Here is a 14012-nt window from a genome sequence, read left to right as displayed (position 1 = left end):
GTACCAGCGGATCAGGTCGGGCAGCTATGCGCACCGTCATTCAGGCCCTGGCGCACATTACGGCTCAGCAGGCTGGCTTTGCCGTTTTGCCAGGTCAGGGTCAGTACATAGAGCGTGTCGAAGTCTTCGCCGCTCCAGTCCTCGGTGACCACCCGCTCCTCCCCCAAGGCCTTGCCGGCCACGGTGTTGATCAGTTCCGGCAGGTAGCCGTGGGACCAGGCAGTGTAGATGGTCGCATTGCGGTACTTGTCGCTCAGCAACTCATCGGCCAGTTCAGCAGTGTCGTTGGCGCCGTAGTCGATATTCACCGGCAAGCCGAGGCGGATGGCACTGGGGGTGATGGTCATCAATGGGCGGATGTAGCTGTAGCTTTCGTCCCGGCTGCCTTCCTCGACATGCCGTGTGGGGTTGGCGGCAAACACGTAGTCGGCCTTGCCGAAGCGCTCGGGCAGTACAGTGGCCAGGTCCAGCGCACGGTTGAGGCCTTGGCAGTTCAACTGCCCGAGCCCCTCGCCCGGCTTCTCGCCATGACGCAGAAATACCAGGGTCTGGGTGCCATCCACCGGTCGTGCCCGGCTTTCGACAGCCTCCAGCGCCAACGGTACGGCGATGGCTGTGAGCAACAGACTCAGCAGCAAGTGACGGCGACGGCGGAAGAATGTTGGCAACTTCATCAAGGCAGGCTCGTGTGGCAGAGAAAATCGGGTTTACCCGCCACATCACCCGGCCAATTGCAGGGCGCCCGTGTAGTGAATGCCATCCCTGGCAACGCGTCAGGGTCAGAGTGCCCCGAACCCGTTTGGTTCCTCCCTGGAGGTGGATGCCGTTCCCTAGGCAAGGCCTAGATTAGGGGCTGGGTGTTGCGCAATTGTGTAAGGTGCAAGAACCTCGGGTTGCAACGTGCCCACTCAATCATCCCGCGTGAGCACTTCCAGCAGTTCGATCTCGAAGGTCAGGTCCGAATTTGGCGGGATCGCCCCTACGCTGCGTTCGCCATAGCCCAGGTGCGCCGGTACCAGCAGCTTGCGCTTGCCGCCAACGCGCATGCCCATCAGGCCCTGGTCCCAGCCTTTGATTACCCTGCCAGTGCCGATCACGCACTGGAACGGCTTACCGCGCGACCATGACGAGTCGAACTCGCTGCCATCGGCCAGCCAGCCGGTGTACTGAGTGGTGATCAGGGCGCCTTTGACGGCGGCTTTGCCGTCACCCTCGACCAGGTCGATGATCTGCAGTTCTTGGCTCACGGGTACACTCCAACGCTGAAAAACAAAACCGCCCTTTTCTCAGGAATGCACCGGTTTGGCAAGTTCACGCAGAATTGTACGGAGGCATTCGCCAACGGAATGCCCCCGTACAGACATGGCGTTGAATCAGCTGTTCTGCTCGAACACCTCTTGGCCGGACAGCTCCTTGGTCTGATTGGCGAAGCAGTACCACGCGGGTTTCTCTTCGACGAAGATCTGCAGGTCGAAATCCCAGGCTTGGTCGCCATCGAGTAGGCCGACCGGCACGGCATGGAAGTCGTTGGCCTTGAGCCGGTAGTACAGGTGCGTACCACAGCGGCCACAGAAAGCACGCTGGGCCCAGTCGGACGAATCATAGACGCTCGGCGCACGCCCCTCGATCAGCGGAGGCTTGCTGCAGTGGACCACCAGCAGCGGGCCGCCGGTCCACTTGCGGCACATGCTGCAATGACAAGCGCTGATATGGGTATTGTCGACGGTGACCGTCAGCCGCGTGTCTCCGCACAGGCAGGTGCCGTGTTTTTCCAGGGCCATGGGTGGCTCCTTGAACGGAAAGATGGGCCTGCAATTATAGAAGCCCCCCAGGGCATCGCACGCCATGCTAGATGTACACATTGCCCCGCAGGTACAACGCCGCCCGCCCACTGATGATTACGCGGCCATTGCCCGGCACTTCGCACTGCAACTGCCCTTTGCGTGCCCCGCCCTGCTCGCAGCTCAGCACGTTCTTGCCCAGCCTTTGGGCCCATAACGGCGCCAGCGAGGTGTGTGCCGAACCGGTTACCGGGTCTTCATTCACACCAACCCGCGGGCCGAACCAGCGGGTGACGAAGTCAAAGCCACGCCCTGCCGCGGTCACGGCAATGCCACGGACGTCGAAGGCCGACAGTGCAACAAAGTCTGGTTTCAACGTATCGAGCAGCAAGGCGTCGTCGATCACCACCACATAATCGTCGCTACGGTACACCACCTGTGCCTGGCTCAAGCCCAGCGCCTGCAGCAGGCCCGCCGGCATGTCCACCGCTACGGGTTGCTTGGCCGGGAAGTCCATGGCCAGCAGGCCATCAGTGCCACGGCTGACGCGCAACTCGCCACTGCGGGTGTTGAAGCGCAGCACTTGCGCCTGCTCCCCTAGTTGCTCGAACAACACATAGGCCGAAGCCAAAGTAGCGTGGCCGCACAGGTCGACTTCCACGGCGGGGGTGAACCAACGCAAGTCGAACGTTTCGCCGTTGCGCACGAAGTAGGCAGTTTCTGACAGGTTGTTTTCTTCGGCAATGCGCTGCAGCACATCGTCCGGCAGCCAGCTTTCCAGCGGGATCACTGCGGCAGGGTTGCCACCGAACGGTTCAGTGGAAAAGGCATCGACCTGGAATATTTCGAGTTGCATGCACACACTCCTTGTTGCCCGGGCGCCGCCGGGCAGATATCTGGAAAAGGTTACGGGCGTACCGGGGTCAAAACTGGCTCACCGGCAAAGAACGCCTGCAGGTTGCGCAGCACCAAGGCCACCGTGTCGCGCGCGGCTTCTGGCGATTGGCCAGCCACGTGGGGTGTGAGCACGGTGTTGGGCAAGGCCTTGAGTGCATCGGGCACTGCCGGCTCGTCATCGAATACATCCAGCGCGGCGCCAGCCAGCTGGCCACGCTGCAATGCGTCAATCAGGGCTTGCGTGTCGACCACACTGGCACGGGCGATGTTCACCAGATAGCCCTCAGCCCCCAGAGCCTGAAGCACTTGGGCATCGACCAGATGCCGGGTGTTGGCACCACCGGGGGTGGCCACCACCAGGATGTCGACGGTTTCAGCCAACTGTCGGGGGCTGTCGTACCAGGTATAGGGCACACCCTGGCGTGGTGTGCGGCTGTGGTAGCTGACGCGCATGTCGAAGCCCAAGTGAGCCCGCTTGGCGATTGCCAGGCCCACTGCGCCAAGGCCGAGAATGCCCAGGCGTTTGCCACTCACCGAGGGGCTGATCACCCGGTTCCATTCACCGCGCCGCGTGCTGGCATCAGCACGAGGGATGTCGCGCAACAGCGCCAGCAGCAGGGCCAGGGTGTGGTCGGCGACGGCTGCGGCGTTGGCCCCGGCGCCATTGGTGACGGTTATGCCGCGGGCGTCGGCGGCGGCCAGGTCGACCTGCTCGTAGCCGGCGCCGATCACGCAGATGATCTGTAATCTGGGTAATGCGTCAATTTCGGCGGCGGATAGCCCCAGCGGACCACGGGTGAGCACCGCATCGATTTCTTCGGCGTGGCGATGAATGGCATCGGCGCGCAGTTGCGGCGAAGGGGCACGGATCAGGTGGTAACCGGCCTGCTCCAGCATGGGCAGGTAATCGTCGACGGTTTCCACCAGTACCAGGACTGTCTTGCGCATGCCACCTCCGGGTAAATTCGAGGCGTCATTATGCGGAGTCACCGACCGGTACAGTCAATGGAAATAACAAGGCAAAACTGTACTGTGCTGTTGCTGCGTTGCTGCGTTGCTGTTGCTGTTGCTGTTGCTGTTGCTGTTGATCTTGATCTTGATCTTGATCTTGATCTTGATCTTGATCTTGATCTTCGCGACTTCAGGAGGCCGAACGCAGGCCTTGCGGAGGCAGGTGACGGGCATGGATGCCCGTCAAGCGCTGAGGCCCCAGGATGGGGCCTTCGGCGCGGTCCTGCCGGGAGCAAGGCCGGAGTGAGGGGACCCCGGAGCGCAGCGCAGGGGCCGGATGATGGGAGCGCAGCGTTTTTTGGTTACTTTTTGTCGCGTTTGACAAAAAGTGACTCGCCGTAAGGGCGAAAAGGTGAGTCCGTGTCGCCATCGCGAATGGACTGTTCGCTGAGTCAAAACAGACGAGTTCGCTTCTTGCTTCTTGCTTCTTGCTTCTTGGATGTGGGCACTCACATCGGGTAGGTATTCATTCACGCAGGTGGCGCATAGTCACCTTTCCGCCCTTACGGCGGGTCACTTTTTGTCAAACGCGACAAAAAGTAACCAAAAAACGCTGGCTCCTATCATCCGGCCCCTACGCTACGCTCCGGGGTTCCCTCGCTACGGTCTTGCTCCCGGGAGGACCGCGCTGCAGGCCCCATCCTGGGGCCCAGCGCTTGACGGGCATCCATGCCCGTCACCTCCCTCCGCAAGCCCTGCGCTCGGCCTCCTGAAGTCGCAATCTGCGTCGCCTGAACTATCGCGCGCTTACAAGCAAAAGCAGAAGCAGAAGCAGAAGCAGAAGTAAATACAGAAACAGCGTTACTGTGCGAACGCCCGCCCTAACCCACCTGGTACACCGCTGCTGTCAGTTTCCTGCCAAGGCCCATTCGGGCTCAACGACCAGCTCCAGCCGTTATCGAACCGATAGTAGGTACGCTGCCGGTAGAAGGTATTGGGCTGCTTCTCCAACACATATACACCCAGCCTGGGATCCCAGTGGCTTGCCCCGCCAGGCGGTGGCGCAAAGCTGGCCGAGGTACGTGGCATGGGCTTGGGTATCGCTGCCGGCTTGCTCGGCTGAGTGGAAGGCTGCCCGCCCGGCAAGGGCTTGACCACCGGCCCCGACGGCGGCACACGCTCGATAGGTGGCGCGGGCTGCTCGTACGGCTCGTGCACCGTACACGCAGACAAACCCAAGGCCAGGGTAATCAGGGTCAGGCGGACGGTGCTATGCATGGCATTGCTCTCTTACTGGTCTGGAGTGTCGATGGTCAGGCGCTGGGTAGCCTGGGTGGCGCTAGGCAACGGAGCACCCCGGCCAATCCATTCACCCTGGGTAGGCTGACCCGCGCGCGAAACACGTGCAACCAGTTGGACTTCGGCAAATTGCGACAGTTTCATCTGCGGCATCATCGCATCAGCATCAGACAACTCCACTTCGATCGGCAACTGCGCCACGGTCACACGCTTGGCCGCCAGTGGCATCGGCGGGCCATTGCTGGCGCGAGCGAAGATAAACACCGTGTCGTCCGGCTTGACCTTGTCCTTCAAAGCATCCGCCAGCTCCACACGCACTTTCAGGCGAGCCGCCACAGGTGCAGGTTCGGTAGCCTGCGCTGGCGCGCCACCCAGGCGCTCGGCGGCGCGGTCGATACCGCCCTGCAGGGCAGCACGCGATGTATCACCTTCTGGCAACTGCGCCAGCAAGCGCTTCCAGTAGTCGATGGCTTCCTGATAACGCTCGCCTTCAAACGCAGCAATACCGCGCAGGCCCAGGCTGGTCACCTCGTTGGGGTCCGCCTTCAGCGCTTCGTCAGTCAGCGCCTGCAATTGCGGGCTCCACTGCTTGTTGGCGGCAAAGTACAGGGCCTGGGCCCACTGCCCCAGCAGCTCGGGCTGGCGCCCAGCCAGGGCCACGGCCCGTTCGAACGTACGCGCGGCATCGGCCGGGCGCTGCTCGGCCATGTAGGCCCGGCCGAGGAAATACATGGCCTCGGCCGAATCCGGCTGGGCCTGCACCACGCGCTCAAGGCGCGTGGTCATTTCTTCCATCGACTTGGGTGCCTCGGCAAATTCCTGGGTCAGCGCCACCTTGTCGGCCGCGCCAAAATGCAGGTACAGCCCCAGCGCCATCAGCGGTACCAGCACGGCCGCCAGCAGCGGCAGGGCCTTGCCCAAATGCCCCTGGCGCGGGGCCTCGGCGCCTTCGGTATCGGCCAGCAACTCGCGGGCAGCCTCGTCCCGGCCCTTGGCCATCTGCGCCTCATCGAGCACACCGGCGGCTTGCTGAGCCGCCAGTTCAGCAATGCGCTCCTGGTAAAGGGCCACGTTCAGGGCCGTGCGGTCTTCTTCCTGCTGGCGACGGCGGCCACGCAGGATCGGGAGCAGCAAAAAGCTGAGGGCAGCGAGCAGCAGCAGGCCCGCGCTAAGCCAGAATTCAATCATGGGTCTGTTCTTTTTCCAGCAGTTTGGCGAGACGCTCGCGTTCTTCGGCAGACAACTCATCGGCGCCTTGCGCGGCCGTGCCACGGCGCCGGCGTACGATCACCGCCAGCACCACGAAGCCACCGACCAGCAAGATCCCCGGGCCAAACCACAGCAGCCAGGTACGCCCGCTGAGCGCCGGCTTGTAACGCACGAAGTCGCCGTAGCGGTCGACCATGAAGTCGATGATCTGCTGGTTGCTCTGGCCTTCGCCGAGCATGCGGAAGATTTCCCGGCGCAGGTCGGCAGCAATCGGCGCGTTGGAGTCGGCAATATCCTGGTTCTGGCACTTGGGGCAGCGCAGTTCCTTGGTCAACTGTTGGTAACGCTCGCGCTCGGCCTCGTCGCGAAACTGGTAGGTGTCGATAGCCGCCTTGGCCACACCGGCCAGGCTCATGCCCAGCACTGCAGCTGCCAGCCAGCGCTTCATGGCTTGGCCTCGTCGATCAGGCCCTGGTACAACGGCGCCAGCTGTTCACGCCAGACCGTGGCATCAACGATGCCCACGTGCTTGTAGCGGATGATGCCCTTGGCGTCTATCAGGAAGGTTTCCGGCGCCCCATACACCCCAAGGTCCAGGCCCAGGCTGCCCTGCTCGTCACGAATATCCAGCTGGTAGGGGTTGTGGAACTCGGCCAACCACTTCTGCGCGGCGGCGTTGTCATCCTTGTAGTTGACGCCATGGATCACCACACCCTGCTGTGCCAGCTGGTTCAGGTACGGGTGCTCGACCTTGCACGACGGACACCAGGTGGCCCACACGTTGACCAGTGCCGGGCGGCCCTGCAAGTCAGCCTGAGTCAGGGTACGGTCCCCCTGTGTCGAAGCCAGGGAAAACGCCGGGAACGGTTTACCGATCATTGCCGAAGGCAGCTCGTCGGGCTTGAGGAAAAGCCCCTTGTAGAGGAACACCGCCACCAGCAGGAACACTGCAAGGGGCACTACCATGATCCAACGCTTCATGCAGCTGCTCCAGACACGCCCAGGACATCACGCACCCGGGTCTTGACCTTGACGCGGTAGCGCCGGTCGAGGGCCGCCAGCAACCCGCCCAGGCCGGTCAACAGACCGCCCAGCCAGATCCAGCGGACGTAAGGCTTAATATGTACGCGCACAGCCCAGGCGCCATTCTCCAGTGGCTCACCAAGCGCAACGTACAGGTCTCGGGTAAAGCCGGCGTCGATGCCCGCTTCGGTCATCATCGACTGTTGCACGGTGTACAGGCGCTTCTCCGGGTGCAGTGTGGTCACTTCACGACCCTCGCGGCTGACCACGACGGTGCCCTTGTCAGAGATGAAATTCGGCCCCTCGAAGTGCTTGGCGCCCTGGAACAGGAAGTGGTAGCCACCCAGTTCCACGCTTTCGCCCGGCGCCATGCGCAGGTCGCGTTCGGCGCTGTTGTTGCTGGACAGCACCACGCCCAGCGCGCACACCGCCAGGCCCAGGTGCGCCAGTTGCATGCCCCAGTAGCTGCGCCCCAGGCCCGGCAGGCCTTTGACCAGGCCCTTGTGGCGGGTCTTGTCGAAAATGTCACGCAGCCCGCCAAGTACTACCCAGGCAGCCAGGGCGAAGGCCGTCAGTGTCGGCCAATCGAAGTCGTCGACGATAAAGCCGGCAACCGGGGCAAGGATGGCACTGCCGATCAACACCGGGGTCATCATGCTGGCCAGCCATTTGCCCGGGGTGTCCTTCCAGCGCACCACCACGCCCACGCTCATCACCACCATCAGCAGCGCCATCAGTGGCAGGAACAAGGCGTCGAAGTAGGGCGGGCCGACCGACAGCTTGGCACCGGTCAGGGCATCGAGCACCAGCGGGTACAGGGTACCGAGCAGAATCATCGAAGCCGCCACCACCAGCACCAGGTTATTGGCCAGGAGCAGCGTTTCACGGGACCACAGGGCGAAACCGACCTGGCTCTTGACCACCGGTGCGCGCAGGGCGAACAGCGTGAGCGACCCGCCGACCACGAACAGCAGGAAAAACAGGATGAAAATGCCGCGTGACGGGTCGGCGGCAAACGCATGCACCGAGGTCAGCACGCCGGAACGCACCAGGAAGGTACCCAGCAGGCTCAGCGAGAATGCGGCAATTGCCAGCAGCACGGTCCAGCTCTTGAACACCCCGCGTTTCTCGGTCACCGCCAACGAATGGATCAATGCGGTGCCCACCAGCCAAGGCATGAACGAGGCGTTTTCCACCGGGTCCCAGAACCACCAGCCACCCCAGCCCAGTTCGTAGTAGGCCCACCACGAACCCAAGGTGATACCGACACCAAGGAACGCCCATGCAACGATGGTCCACGGCCGCGACCAGCGCGCCCAGGCCGCGTCCAGCCGGCCGCCAAGCAAGGCGGCGATGGCGAAGGCGAAGGCCACCGAGAAGCCCACGTAGCCCATGTACAGCATCGGCGGATGCACGATCAGGCCAAAGTCCTGCAACAGCGGGTTGAGGTCGCGACCATCGGTCGGCACCTGCGGCAGCAGGCGCTGGAACGGGTTGGAAGTAATGATCAGGAAGCTCAGGAAGCCCACGCTGATCATGCCCATTACCGCCAGTACGCGGGCCAGCATCACCTGCGGCAACTGCCGCGAGAACACCGACACGGCAAAGGTCCAGCAGCCGAGGATCAGCGCCCAAAGCAGCAACGAACCCTCATGAGCGCCCCACACCGCACTGAACTTGTAGTACCAGGGCAAGGCGCTGTTGGAGTTGCTGGCCACATAGGCGACCGAGAAATTGTCTGTCATGAAGGCATGGGTCAGGCAGGCAAAGGCAAACACCAGGAAGGCAAACTGCCCCCAGGCTGCCGGCCGCGCCAGGCTCATCCACAGGCTGTCGCCACGCCACGCGCCCAGCAGCGGCACACTGGCCTGCACGACGGCAAAGCAGATGGCCAGAATCATCGCCAACTGGCCCAGTTCGGGGATTACCAGTGCTGCGTTCATGGCTTGGCCTCTGCGCCGGTAGCGGCCTGGCCGCTTTCCTTCAACGCCTTGGTGACCTCGGGCGGCATGTATTTCTCATCATGCTTGGCCAGCACTTCATCGGCTACCACCACCCCTTCGGCATTGAGCTTGCCAAGGGCGACGATGCCCTGCCCTTCGCGGAACAGATCGGGGAGGATGCCGCGGTAGGTGATGGGTACCGACTTGTTGAAGTCGGTAACCACGAAACGCACGTCCAGCGAGTCGGCCGAGCGCTGTACCGAGCCTTTCTCGACCATGCCGCCAGCGCGAATGCGCGTGTCCAACGGCGCTTCGCCGTTGGCGATCTGGGTTGGTGTATAGAACAGGTTGATGTTCTGCTGCAATGCGCTCAAGGCAAAGCCGACGGCAACCCCGACGCCGACCAACAGGCCGACGATGAGCAACAGGCGTTTCTTGCGCTGCGGATTCACTGGTTGTTCTCCCGGCGCAAACGGCGCGCCTCTTCTTGCAAATAGCGACGACGAGCCAGCAATGGCGAGGCGACATTCAGTGCCAGCACCACCAGGCAGATGCCATAGGCCGACCACACGTACAGCCCATGGTGGCCCATGGCGAGAAAGTCACCGAAAGTGGCAAAGCTCATTGTGCGGGCCTCCGCCCCAGGCTGTTCAATACTTCGTCCCTGACCCAACTGGCACGTGCTTCGCGCTTGAGCACTTCAAGGCGCATACGCAGCAACAGCACCGCACCGAAAAAGCAGTAGAAACCCAGCGCCGTGCACAACAGCGGCAGCCACATTTCGGCCGGCATCGCCGGCTTTTCGGTAAGGGTGAAGGTGGCGCCCTGGTGCAGGGTGTTCCACCACTCCACCGAATACTTGATGATCGGGATATTCACTACACCGACAATCGCAAGCACCGCACAGGCCTTGGCCGCACTGTCACGATTACTGATTGCCTGGCCCAGCGCAATAATGCCGAAGTACAGGAACAGCAGGATGAGCATGGACGTAAGGCGGGCATCCCACACCCACCAGCTGCCCCAGGTCGGTTTGCCCCAGATGGCGCCGGTAACCAGCGCCACGGCGGTCATCCAGGCGCCAATGGGCGCAGCACATTGCAGGGCGACGTCGGCCAGTTTCATCTTCCACACCAGCCCCACCACCCCGGCCACCGCCAGCAGCACATAGCAGGACTGCGCCAGCATCGCCGCCGGCACATGGATATAGATGATGCGGAAGCTGTTGCCTTGCTGGTAGTCCTGGGGGGCAAAGGCCAGGCCCCAGGTGATGCCGACCAGCAGCAGGAGCACGGCAGCACCGGCCAGCCACGGCAGCATGCGGCCGCTGATGGCATAGAACCATTTCGGGGAGCCCAGCTTGTGGAACCACGTCCAGCTTATTTTCATCAAGGTACATCCAGGGTATTTGCCGGGCTTGAGAGCCCGGGACTCGTTATTCGCCGACGCTGATCTTCAGGCCAGCCGCTATCGCAAAGGGTGCCAGGGTAACGGCCAGGGCCGTCAAGCTGGCGAGCCAGAGCAGATGGCCGGTTGCCGGCATATTTTGCAACGCCGCTTGCAACGCACCACTGCCCAGGATCAATACAGGGATATACAACGGCAGAATCAGCAACGCCAGTAACAAACCTCCGCGTTTAAGGCCGACTGTCAGCGCCGCGCCCACCGCGCCCAGCAAGCTCAATACCGGCGTACCCAGCAGCAACGAACCGAGCAGCACCGGCAGGCAATGGCTTGGCAGCCCCAGCATCAGTGCCAGCAGTGGCGCCAACAATACCAGCGCCAGCCCGGAAAAGATCCAGTGCGCCAGCACCTTGGCCAGCACCAGCAGCGCCAGTGGGTGCGGCGACAGCACCCATTGCTCCAGCGAGCCGTCTTCGAAATCGCTGCGGAACAGGCCGTCCAGCGACAACAACACTGCCAGCAACGCTGCCACCCAGACCAGGCCCGGCGACAAGGTTTGCAACAATTGGCTTTCCGGGCCGACCGCCAGCGGGAACATGGCCACGACGATGGCGAAGAACACCAACGGGTTGGCCAGTTCGGCCGGGCGGCGGAACAACAGGCGCGCCTCGCGGCGCAACAACAGGATGAATACGCTCATGCCGCCCATTGCCCCAGGTTCAGTTCACGGTAACCGGAGGGCTTGCGTTCCAGCGTGTGGTGGGTAGTCAGCACTACCGTGCCGCCCTGCTCACAGTGGGCCGCCAGGTGCGCTTCGAGTTGCGCCACGCCCTGCTTGTCGAGCGCCGTGAACGGCTCGTCGAGAATCCACAACGGCGGGCCGGCCAGATGCAGCCGGGCCAGGGCCACGCGGCGCTGCTGGCCGGCCGAAAGGGTATGGCAGGGTACGTCTTCGAAACCGCGCAGGCCGACGGCCTCCAGCGCTGCCCAGATCGCCTCGCGGCTAGCCGGCTGGTGCAGGGCGCACAGCCAAGTGAGGTTTTCCTCGGCGGTGAGCAAGTCCTTGATGCCGGCGGCGTGGCCAATCCACAACAGGGCACTGGCCAATGCATGTCGCTGCTCGGCCAGTGGCTTGCCACCCAGCAGAATCTGCCCGGCCGTCGGCTGCATCAGCCCGGCCAGCAGGCGCAACAGGCTGGTCTTGCCACTGCCGTTTGGGCCACTGATCTGCAGCATGTCGCCGGCGCCCAGCTCGAAATCGAGCTGCTCGAACAGCAGGCGCCAGTCGCGCTCGCAGGCCAGGCCCGCGGCTTGGAGGTGAAGGGTCACGGTTTCGCCTTATCTTCAGTAGGGCTTTGGAGCAGCGTCGCCTGTTTCGCGGGTAAACCCGCTCCTACAGGTTCGGCGCAGTACTCGGATACTGCACAGAACCCTGTAGGAGCGGGTTCACCCGCGAAGCAGCCAACACCGCTCCAGAACCCTTGTGTCTCAAGTCGCCCCGCGCGCTGCCGTTATACTGGCAACCACGGGCGCTCGGCATTATTACACGCGCCGCCGCGCTGCCAAGAGGCCGGGCTCGACAGGTTGTATACAATCATGACTGAAATCAATAGTCTCGGCGCACAAAACGCGATCAGCAGCCAAACCATGAAGGCAGGCATGACCGGCGAACTGCTGCGCCTGATCCAGGCGCAGCCCGGTCTGCTGGCCCCCGGCGAAACCGCGCAAGCCGAGGTTGTATCGTTGCGCCAGACGGGCCAGGACTTTCAGCTGGTGCTACGGCTGATGCAGGCCAACGGCGTACAGACCCAGCTACAGGCCAACGCCAGCCAGCCGCTGCCCCAAGGCAGCCAGATCACCGTCAGCCAGACCGAAAGCAATCGCCTGGCGATCATGTTGCAACAGGCAAGCGCCAGCCAGGTGTCCACCCTCACCCAGCTGGACACCAGCAAGGTGCCGGTCGGCACCTTGCTGCAAGGCAAGGTCCTGACCAACCAGCCGCTGGCCCAGGCACCCGGCCAACCGGCCGTGTACCGGGCGCTGGTCAGCTTGCTCAACAGCGCCCAGGCCGGTGCCACACTGAGCATCGACAGCCCGCGCCCGCTGGCCATTGGCAGCCTGCTCAGCGCCCTGGTGCAGGGCGATCAGTCATTGCGCTTCGTGCCGCTCAGCGGCAGGCAGGACCAACTCAGCATTGCCCAACAGCTGCTGACCCAACAAAACCGCCAAGCCTCGCTGCCAGGCCTGCTCAACGCCCTGCAACAACTCACCCGCGACCCAGGCGTCGATGGCGACCTGCGCGCCAGTGCCGAACGCCTGCTGGCCGGCTTGCCGGACGCCCGACAACTGGGCGACGCCAAGGCAGTGGCCCAGGCCCTAAACAACAGCGGCGGCTTTCTCGAGGCAAAGCTGCTGAGTGGATCCACCGCCAGCGTCGCCACCGACCTCAAGGCGCATTTGTTGCGGCTGATGGACCAGGCTCCCGCCCTTGCGGCGGGCGCCACCAATCTCAACCCCACCAGCCTGGCCGTGACCATGCCGGCACTGGCGCGCAGCGCACTGGGCTTGCTCGAACGGGTCAGCCCCAAGCCGCAGCCGGGAGCTTTCCCGTTACCGTCGCGACTGCTAAAGGCCCTGGAGGACGAAGGCGACCTGCAACAGTTGCTGCGCCTGGCTGCTGCTGCCGTTTCACGCTTGCAGAGCCACGCCATGAGCAGCCTGCAACAAACCGGCACGCTGGAAAACGGCAACCTGCAGACCACCTGGCAAACCGAAGTGCCGATCCGCCACGGCCCGGACTTCATCCCACTGCAAGTCAAACTGCAGCGCGAAGAATCCCCGGAACAACAAGCCGACCGCCAATACAAAGCCCAAGACCCTCGGCAAGCCCTGTGGCGCATCGAGCTGGCCTTCGACCTGCCCCCACTCGGCCCCATGCAAGTACAGGCGCAACTGAGCGAGGGCCGCCTGAGCGGGCAGCTATGGGCGGAGCGCGAGCAGACCGCGCGGTTGATCGAAACCCAGCTTGGCGAGCTGCGCGAGCGCCTGCTGGCCCGGGGCCTGGAAGTCGGCGACCTGGAGTGCTACCCGGGCATTCCGCCGCAGGGGCCACGCACACGTATGGAACAACGCTGGGTGGATGAAACCGCATGAGCCACACGACGCCACGCCAAGCCATAGCGCTGAACTACGACGGCCATCAGGCACCGACCCTCACCGCCAAGGGCGACGAGGAACTGGCCGAGGCCATCCTTGCACTCGCCCGCGAACACGAAGTGCCGATCTACGAAAACGCCGAGCTGGTACGCCTACTGGCACGGCTGGAGCTGGGCGATCAAATACCCGAGGCGCTGTACCTGACCATTGCCGAGATCATCGCCTTCGCCTGGCAACTGCGCGGCAAGGTACCCGCCGGTTTCGACGATGCGCCTCCGGAAGAGCACGATATCACCCCGCCATTGCCCCTGCTGCCCGGCACTGGCCGGTAACTATCTACCACCCCCTC

At 63.2% G+C, this 14012-nt stretch carries 18 protein-coding genes; 2 read left to right on the top strand and 16 right to left on the bottom strand.

Annotated features, from left to right (window positions below; translation table 11 throughout):
• Positions 1-11 precede the first annotated feature (11 nt).
• From ACE4QZ_RS09855 to ccmA, 16 genes are all read right to left on the bottom strand, one after another.
• Positions 12-674, bottom strand: a complete 663-nt coding sequence (locus ACE4QZ_RS09855) for a histidine phosphatase family protein (RefSeq protein WP_103462229.1) — start codon at positions 672-674, stop codon at positions 12-14.
• 234 nt (positions 675-908) lie between these two features.
• Complete coding sequence (locus ACE4QZ_RS09850; protein ID WP_003254365.1) at positions 909-1247, bottom strand: FKBP-type peptidyl-prolyl cis-trans isomerase; 339 nt, start codon at positions 1245-1247, stop codon at positions 909-911.
• A gap of 126 nt (positions 1248-1373) precedes the next feature.
• Positions 1374-1781 carry a GFA family protein gene (locus tag ACE4QZ_RS09845; RefSeq protein ID WP_004577113.1) on the bottom strand — a complete coding sequence of 136 codons (408 nt, stop codon included), beginning with the start codon at positions 1779-1781 and terminating at the stop codon, positions 1374-1376.
• Positions 1782-1848: 67 nt separating this feature from the next.
• Entirely contained in the window at positions 1849-2637 is a 789-nt protein-coding gene (locus tag ACE4QZ_RS09840) for a PhzF family phenazine biosynthesis protein (protein ID WP_103462228.1), read from the bottom strand.
• 50 nt (positions 2638-2687) lie between these two features.
• Positions 2688-3626: a 2-hydroxyacid dehydrogenase gene (locus ACE4QZ_RS09835; protein ID WP_103462227.1), complete on the bottom strand. Its 939-nt coding sequence runs from the start codon at positions 3624-3626 to the stop codon at positions 2688-2690.
• A gap of 54 nt (positions 3627-3680) precedes the next feature.
• Positions 3681-3863: a hypothetical protein gene (locus ACE4QZ_RS09830; RefSeq protein WP_410480433.1), complete on the bottom strand. Its 183-nt coding sequence runs from the start codon at positions 3861-3863 to the stop codon at positions 3681-3683.
• 627 nt (positions 3864-4490) lie between these two features.
• The gene (locus ACE4QZ_RS09825) at positions 4491-4907 is read right to left on the bottom strand and encodes a hypothetical protein (RefSeq protein ID WP_021785213.1); all 417 of its coding nucleotides are present in this window, start codon (positions 4905-4907) and stop codon (positions 4491-4493) included.
• Positions 4908-4919: 12 nt separating this feature from the next.
• On the bottom strand, positions 4920-6116 hold the full coding sequence (gene ccmI, locus ACE4QZ_RS09820) for a c-type cytochrome biogenesis protein CcmI (RefSeq protein ID WP_103462225.1): 1197 nt from the start codon (positions 6114-6116) through the stop codon (positions 4920-4922).
• Positions 6109-6585: a cytochrome c-type biogenesis protein gene (locus tag ACE4QZ_RS09815; protein ID WP_103462224.1), complete on the bottom strand. Its 477-nt coding sequence runs from the start codon at positions 6583-6585 to the stop codon at positions 6109-6111. The genes ccmI and ACE4QZ_RS09815 overlap by 8 nt, the downstream gene beginning before the upstream one ends.
• Positions 6582-7118, bottom strand: a complete 537-nt coding sequence (locus ACE4QZ_RS09810; RefSeq protein WP_014590171.1) for a DsbE family thiol:disulfide interchange protein — start codon at positions 7116-7118, stop codon at positions 6582-6584. Before ACE4QZ_RS09810 ends, ACE4QZ_RS09815 begins: the two co-directional genes overlap by 4 nt.
• Entirely contained in the window at positions 7115-9103 is a 1989-nt protein-coding gene (locus tag ACE4QZ_RS09805; protein ID WP_103462223.1) for a heme lyase CcmF/NrfE family subunit, read from the bottom strand. The genes ACE4QZ_RS09810 and ACE4QZ_RS09805 overlap by 4 nt, the downstream gene beginning before the upstream one ends.
• The gene (gene ccmE / locus ACE4QZ_RS09800) at positions 9100-9555 is read right to left on the bottom strand and encodes a cytochrome c maturation protein CcmE (protein ID WP_103444736.1); all 456 of its coding nucleotides are present in this window, start codon (positions 9553-9555) and stop codon (positions 9100-9102) included. Before ccmE ends, ACE4QZ_RS09805 begins: the two co-directional genes overlap by 4 nt.
• Entirely contained in the window at positions 9552-9728 is a 177-nt protein-coding gene (gene ccmD, locus ACE4QZ_RS09795; RefSeq protein WP_021785208.1) for a heme exporter protein CcmD, read from the bottom strand. The genes ccmE and ccmD overlap by 4 nt, the downstream gene beginning before the upstream one ends.
• A complete protein-coding gene (locus ACE4QZ_RS09790) occupies positions 9725-10492 on the bottom strand; it encodes a heme ABC transporter permease (RefSeq protein ID WP_021785207.1) in 768 nt (255 codons plus the stop codon). Before ACE4QZ_RS09790 ends, ccmD begins: the two co-directional genes overlap by 4 nt.
• Before the next feature lie 46 nt (positions 10493-10538).
• Positions 10539-11207, bottom strand: coding sequence for a heme exporter protein CcmB (ccmB, locus tag ACE4QZ_RS09785; RefSeq protein WP_012051653.1), 669 nt, complete (start codon positions 11205-11207; stop codon positions 10539-10541).
• Entirely contained in the window at positions 11204-11836 is a 633-nt protein-coding gene (gene ccmA / locus ACE4QZ_RS09780; protein ID WP_103462222.1) for a cytochrome c biogenesis heme-transporting ATPase CcmA, read from the bottom strand. The genes ccmB and ccmA overlap by 4 nt, the downstream gene beginning before the upstream one ends.
• Positions 11837-12103: 267 nt before the next feature.
• Here ccmA and ACE4QZ_RS09775 point away from each other — a divergent pair, with 267 nt between their 5' ends.
• The gene (locus ACE4QZ_RS09775; protein ID WP_410480432.1) at positions 12104-13660 is read left to right on the top strand and encodes a flagellar hook-length control protein FliK; all 1557 of its coding nucleotides are present in this window, start codon (positions 12104-12106) and stop codon (positions 13658-13660) included.
• Complete coding sequence (locus ACE4QZ_RS09770) at positions 13657-13995, top strand: EscU/YscU/HrcU family type III secretion system export apparatus switch protein (RefSeq protein ID WP_021785204.1); 339 nt, start codon at positions 13657-13659, stop codon at positions 13993-13995. Before ACE4QZ_RS09775 ends, ACE4QZ_RS09770 begins: the two co-directional genes overlap by 4 nt.
• Positions 13996-14012 lie beyond the last annotated feature (17 nt).

Origin of the sequence: Pseudomonas sp. DCA-1, from assembly GCF_046523955.1 — a bacterium.
GTDB classification, from domain to species: domain Bacteria; phylum Pseudomonadota; class Gammaproteobacteria; order Pseudomonadales; family Pseudomonadaceae; genus Aquipseudomonas; species Aquipseudomonas putida_Y.
Note: the sequence above shows the minus strand (reverse complement) of the source record. Positions and strands in the feature narration are given on the sequence as shown.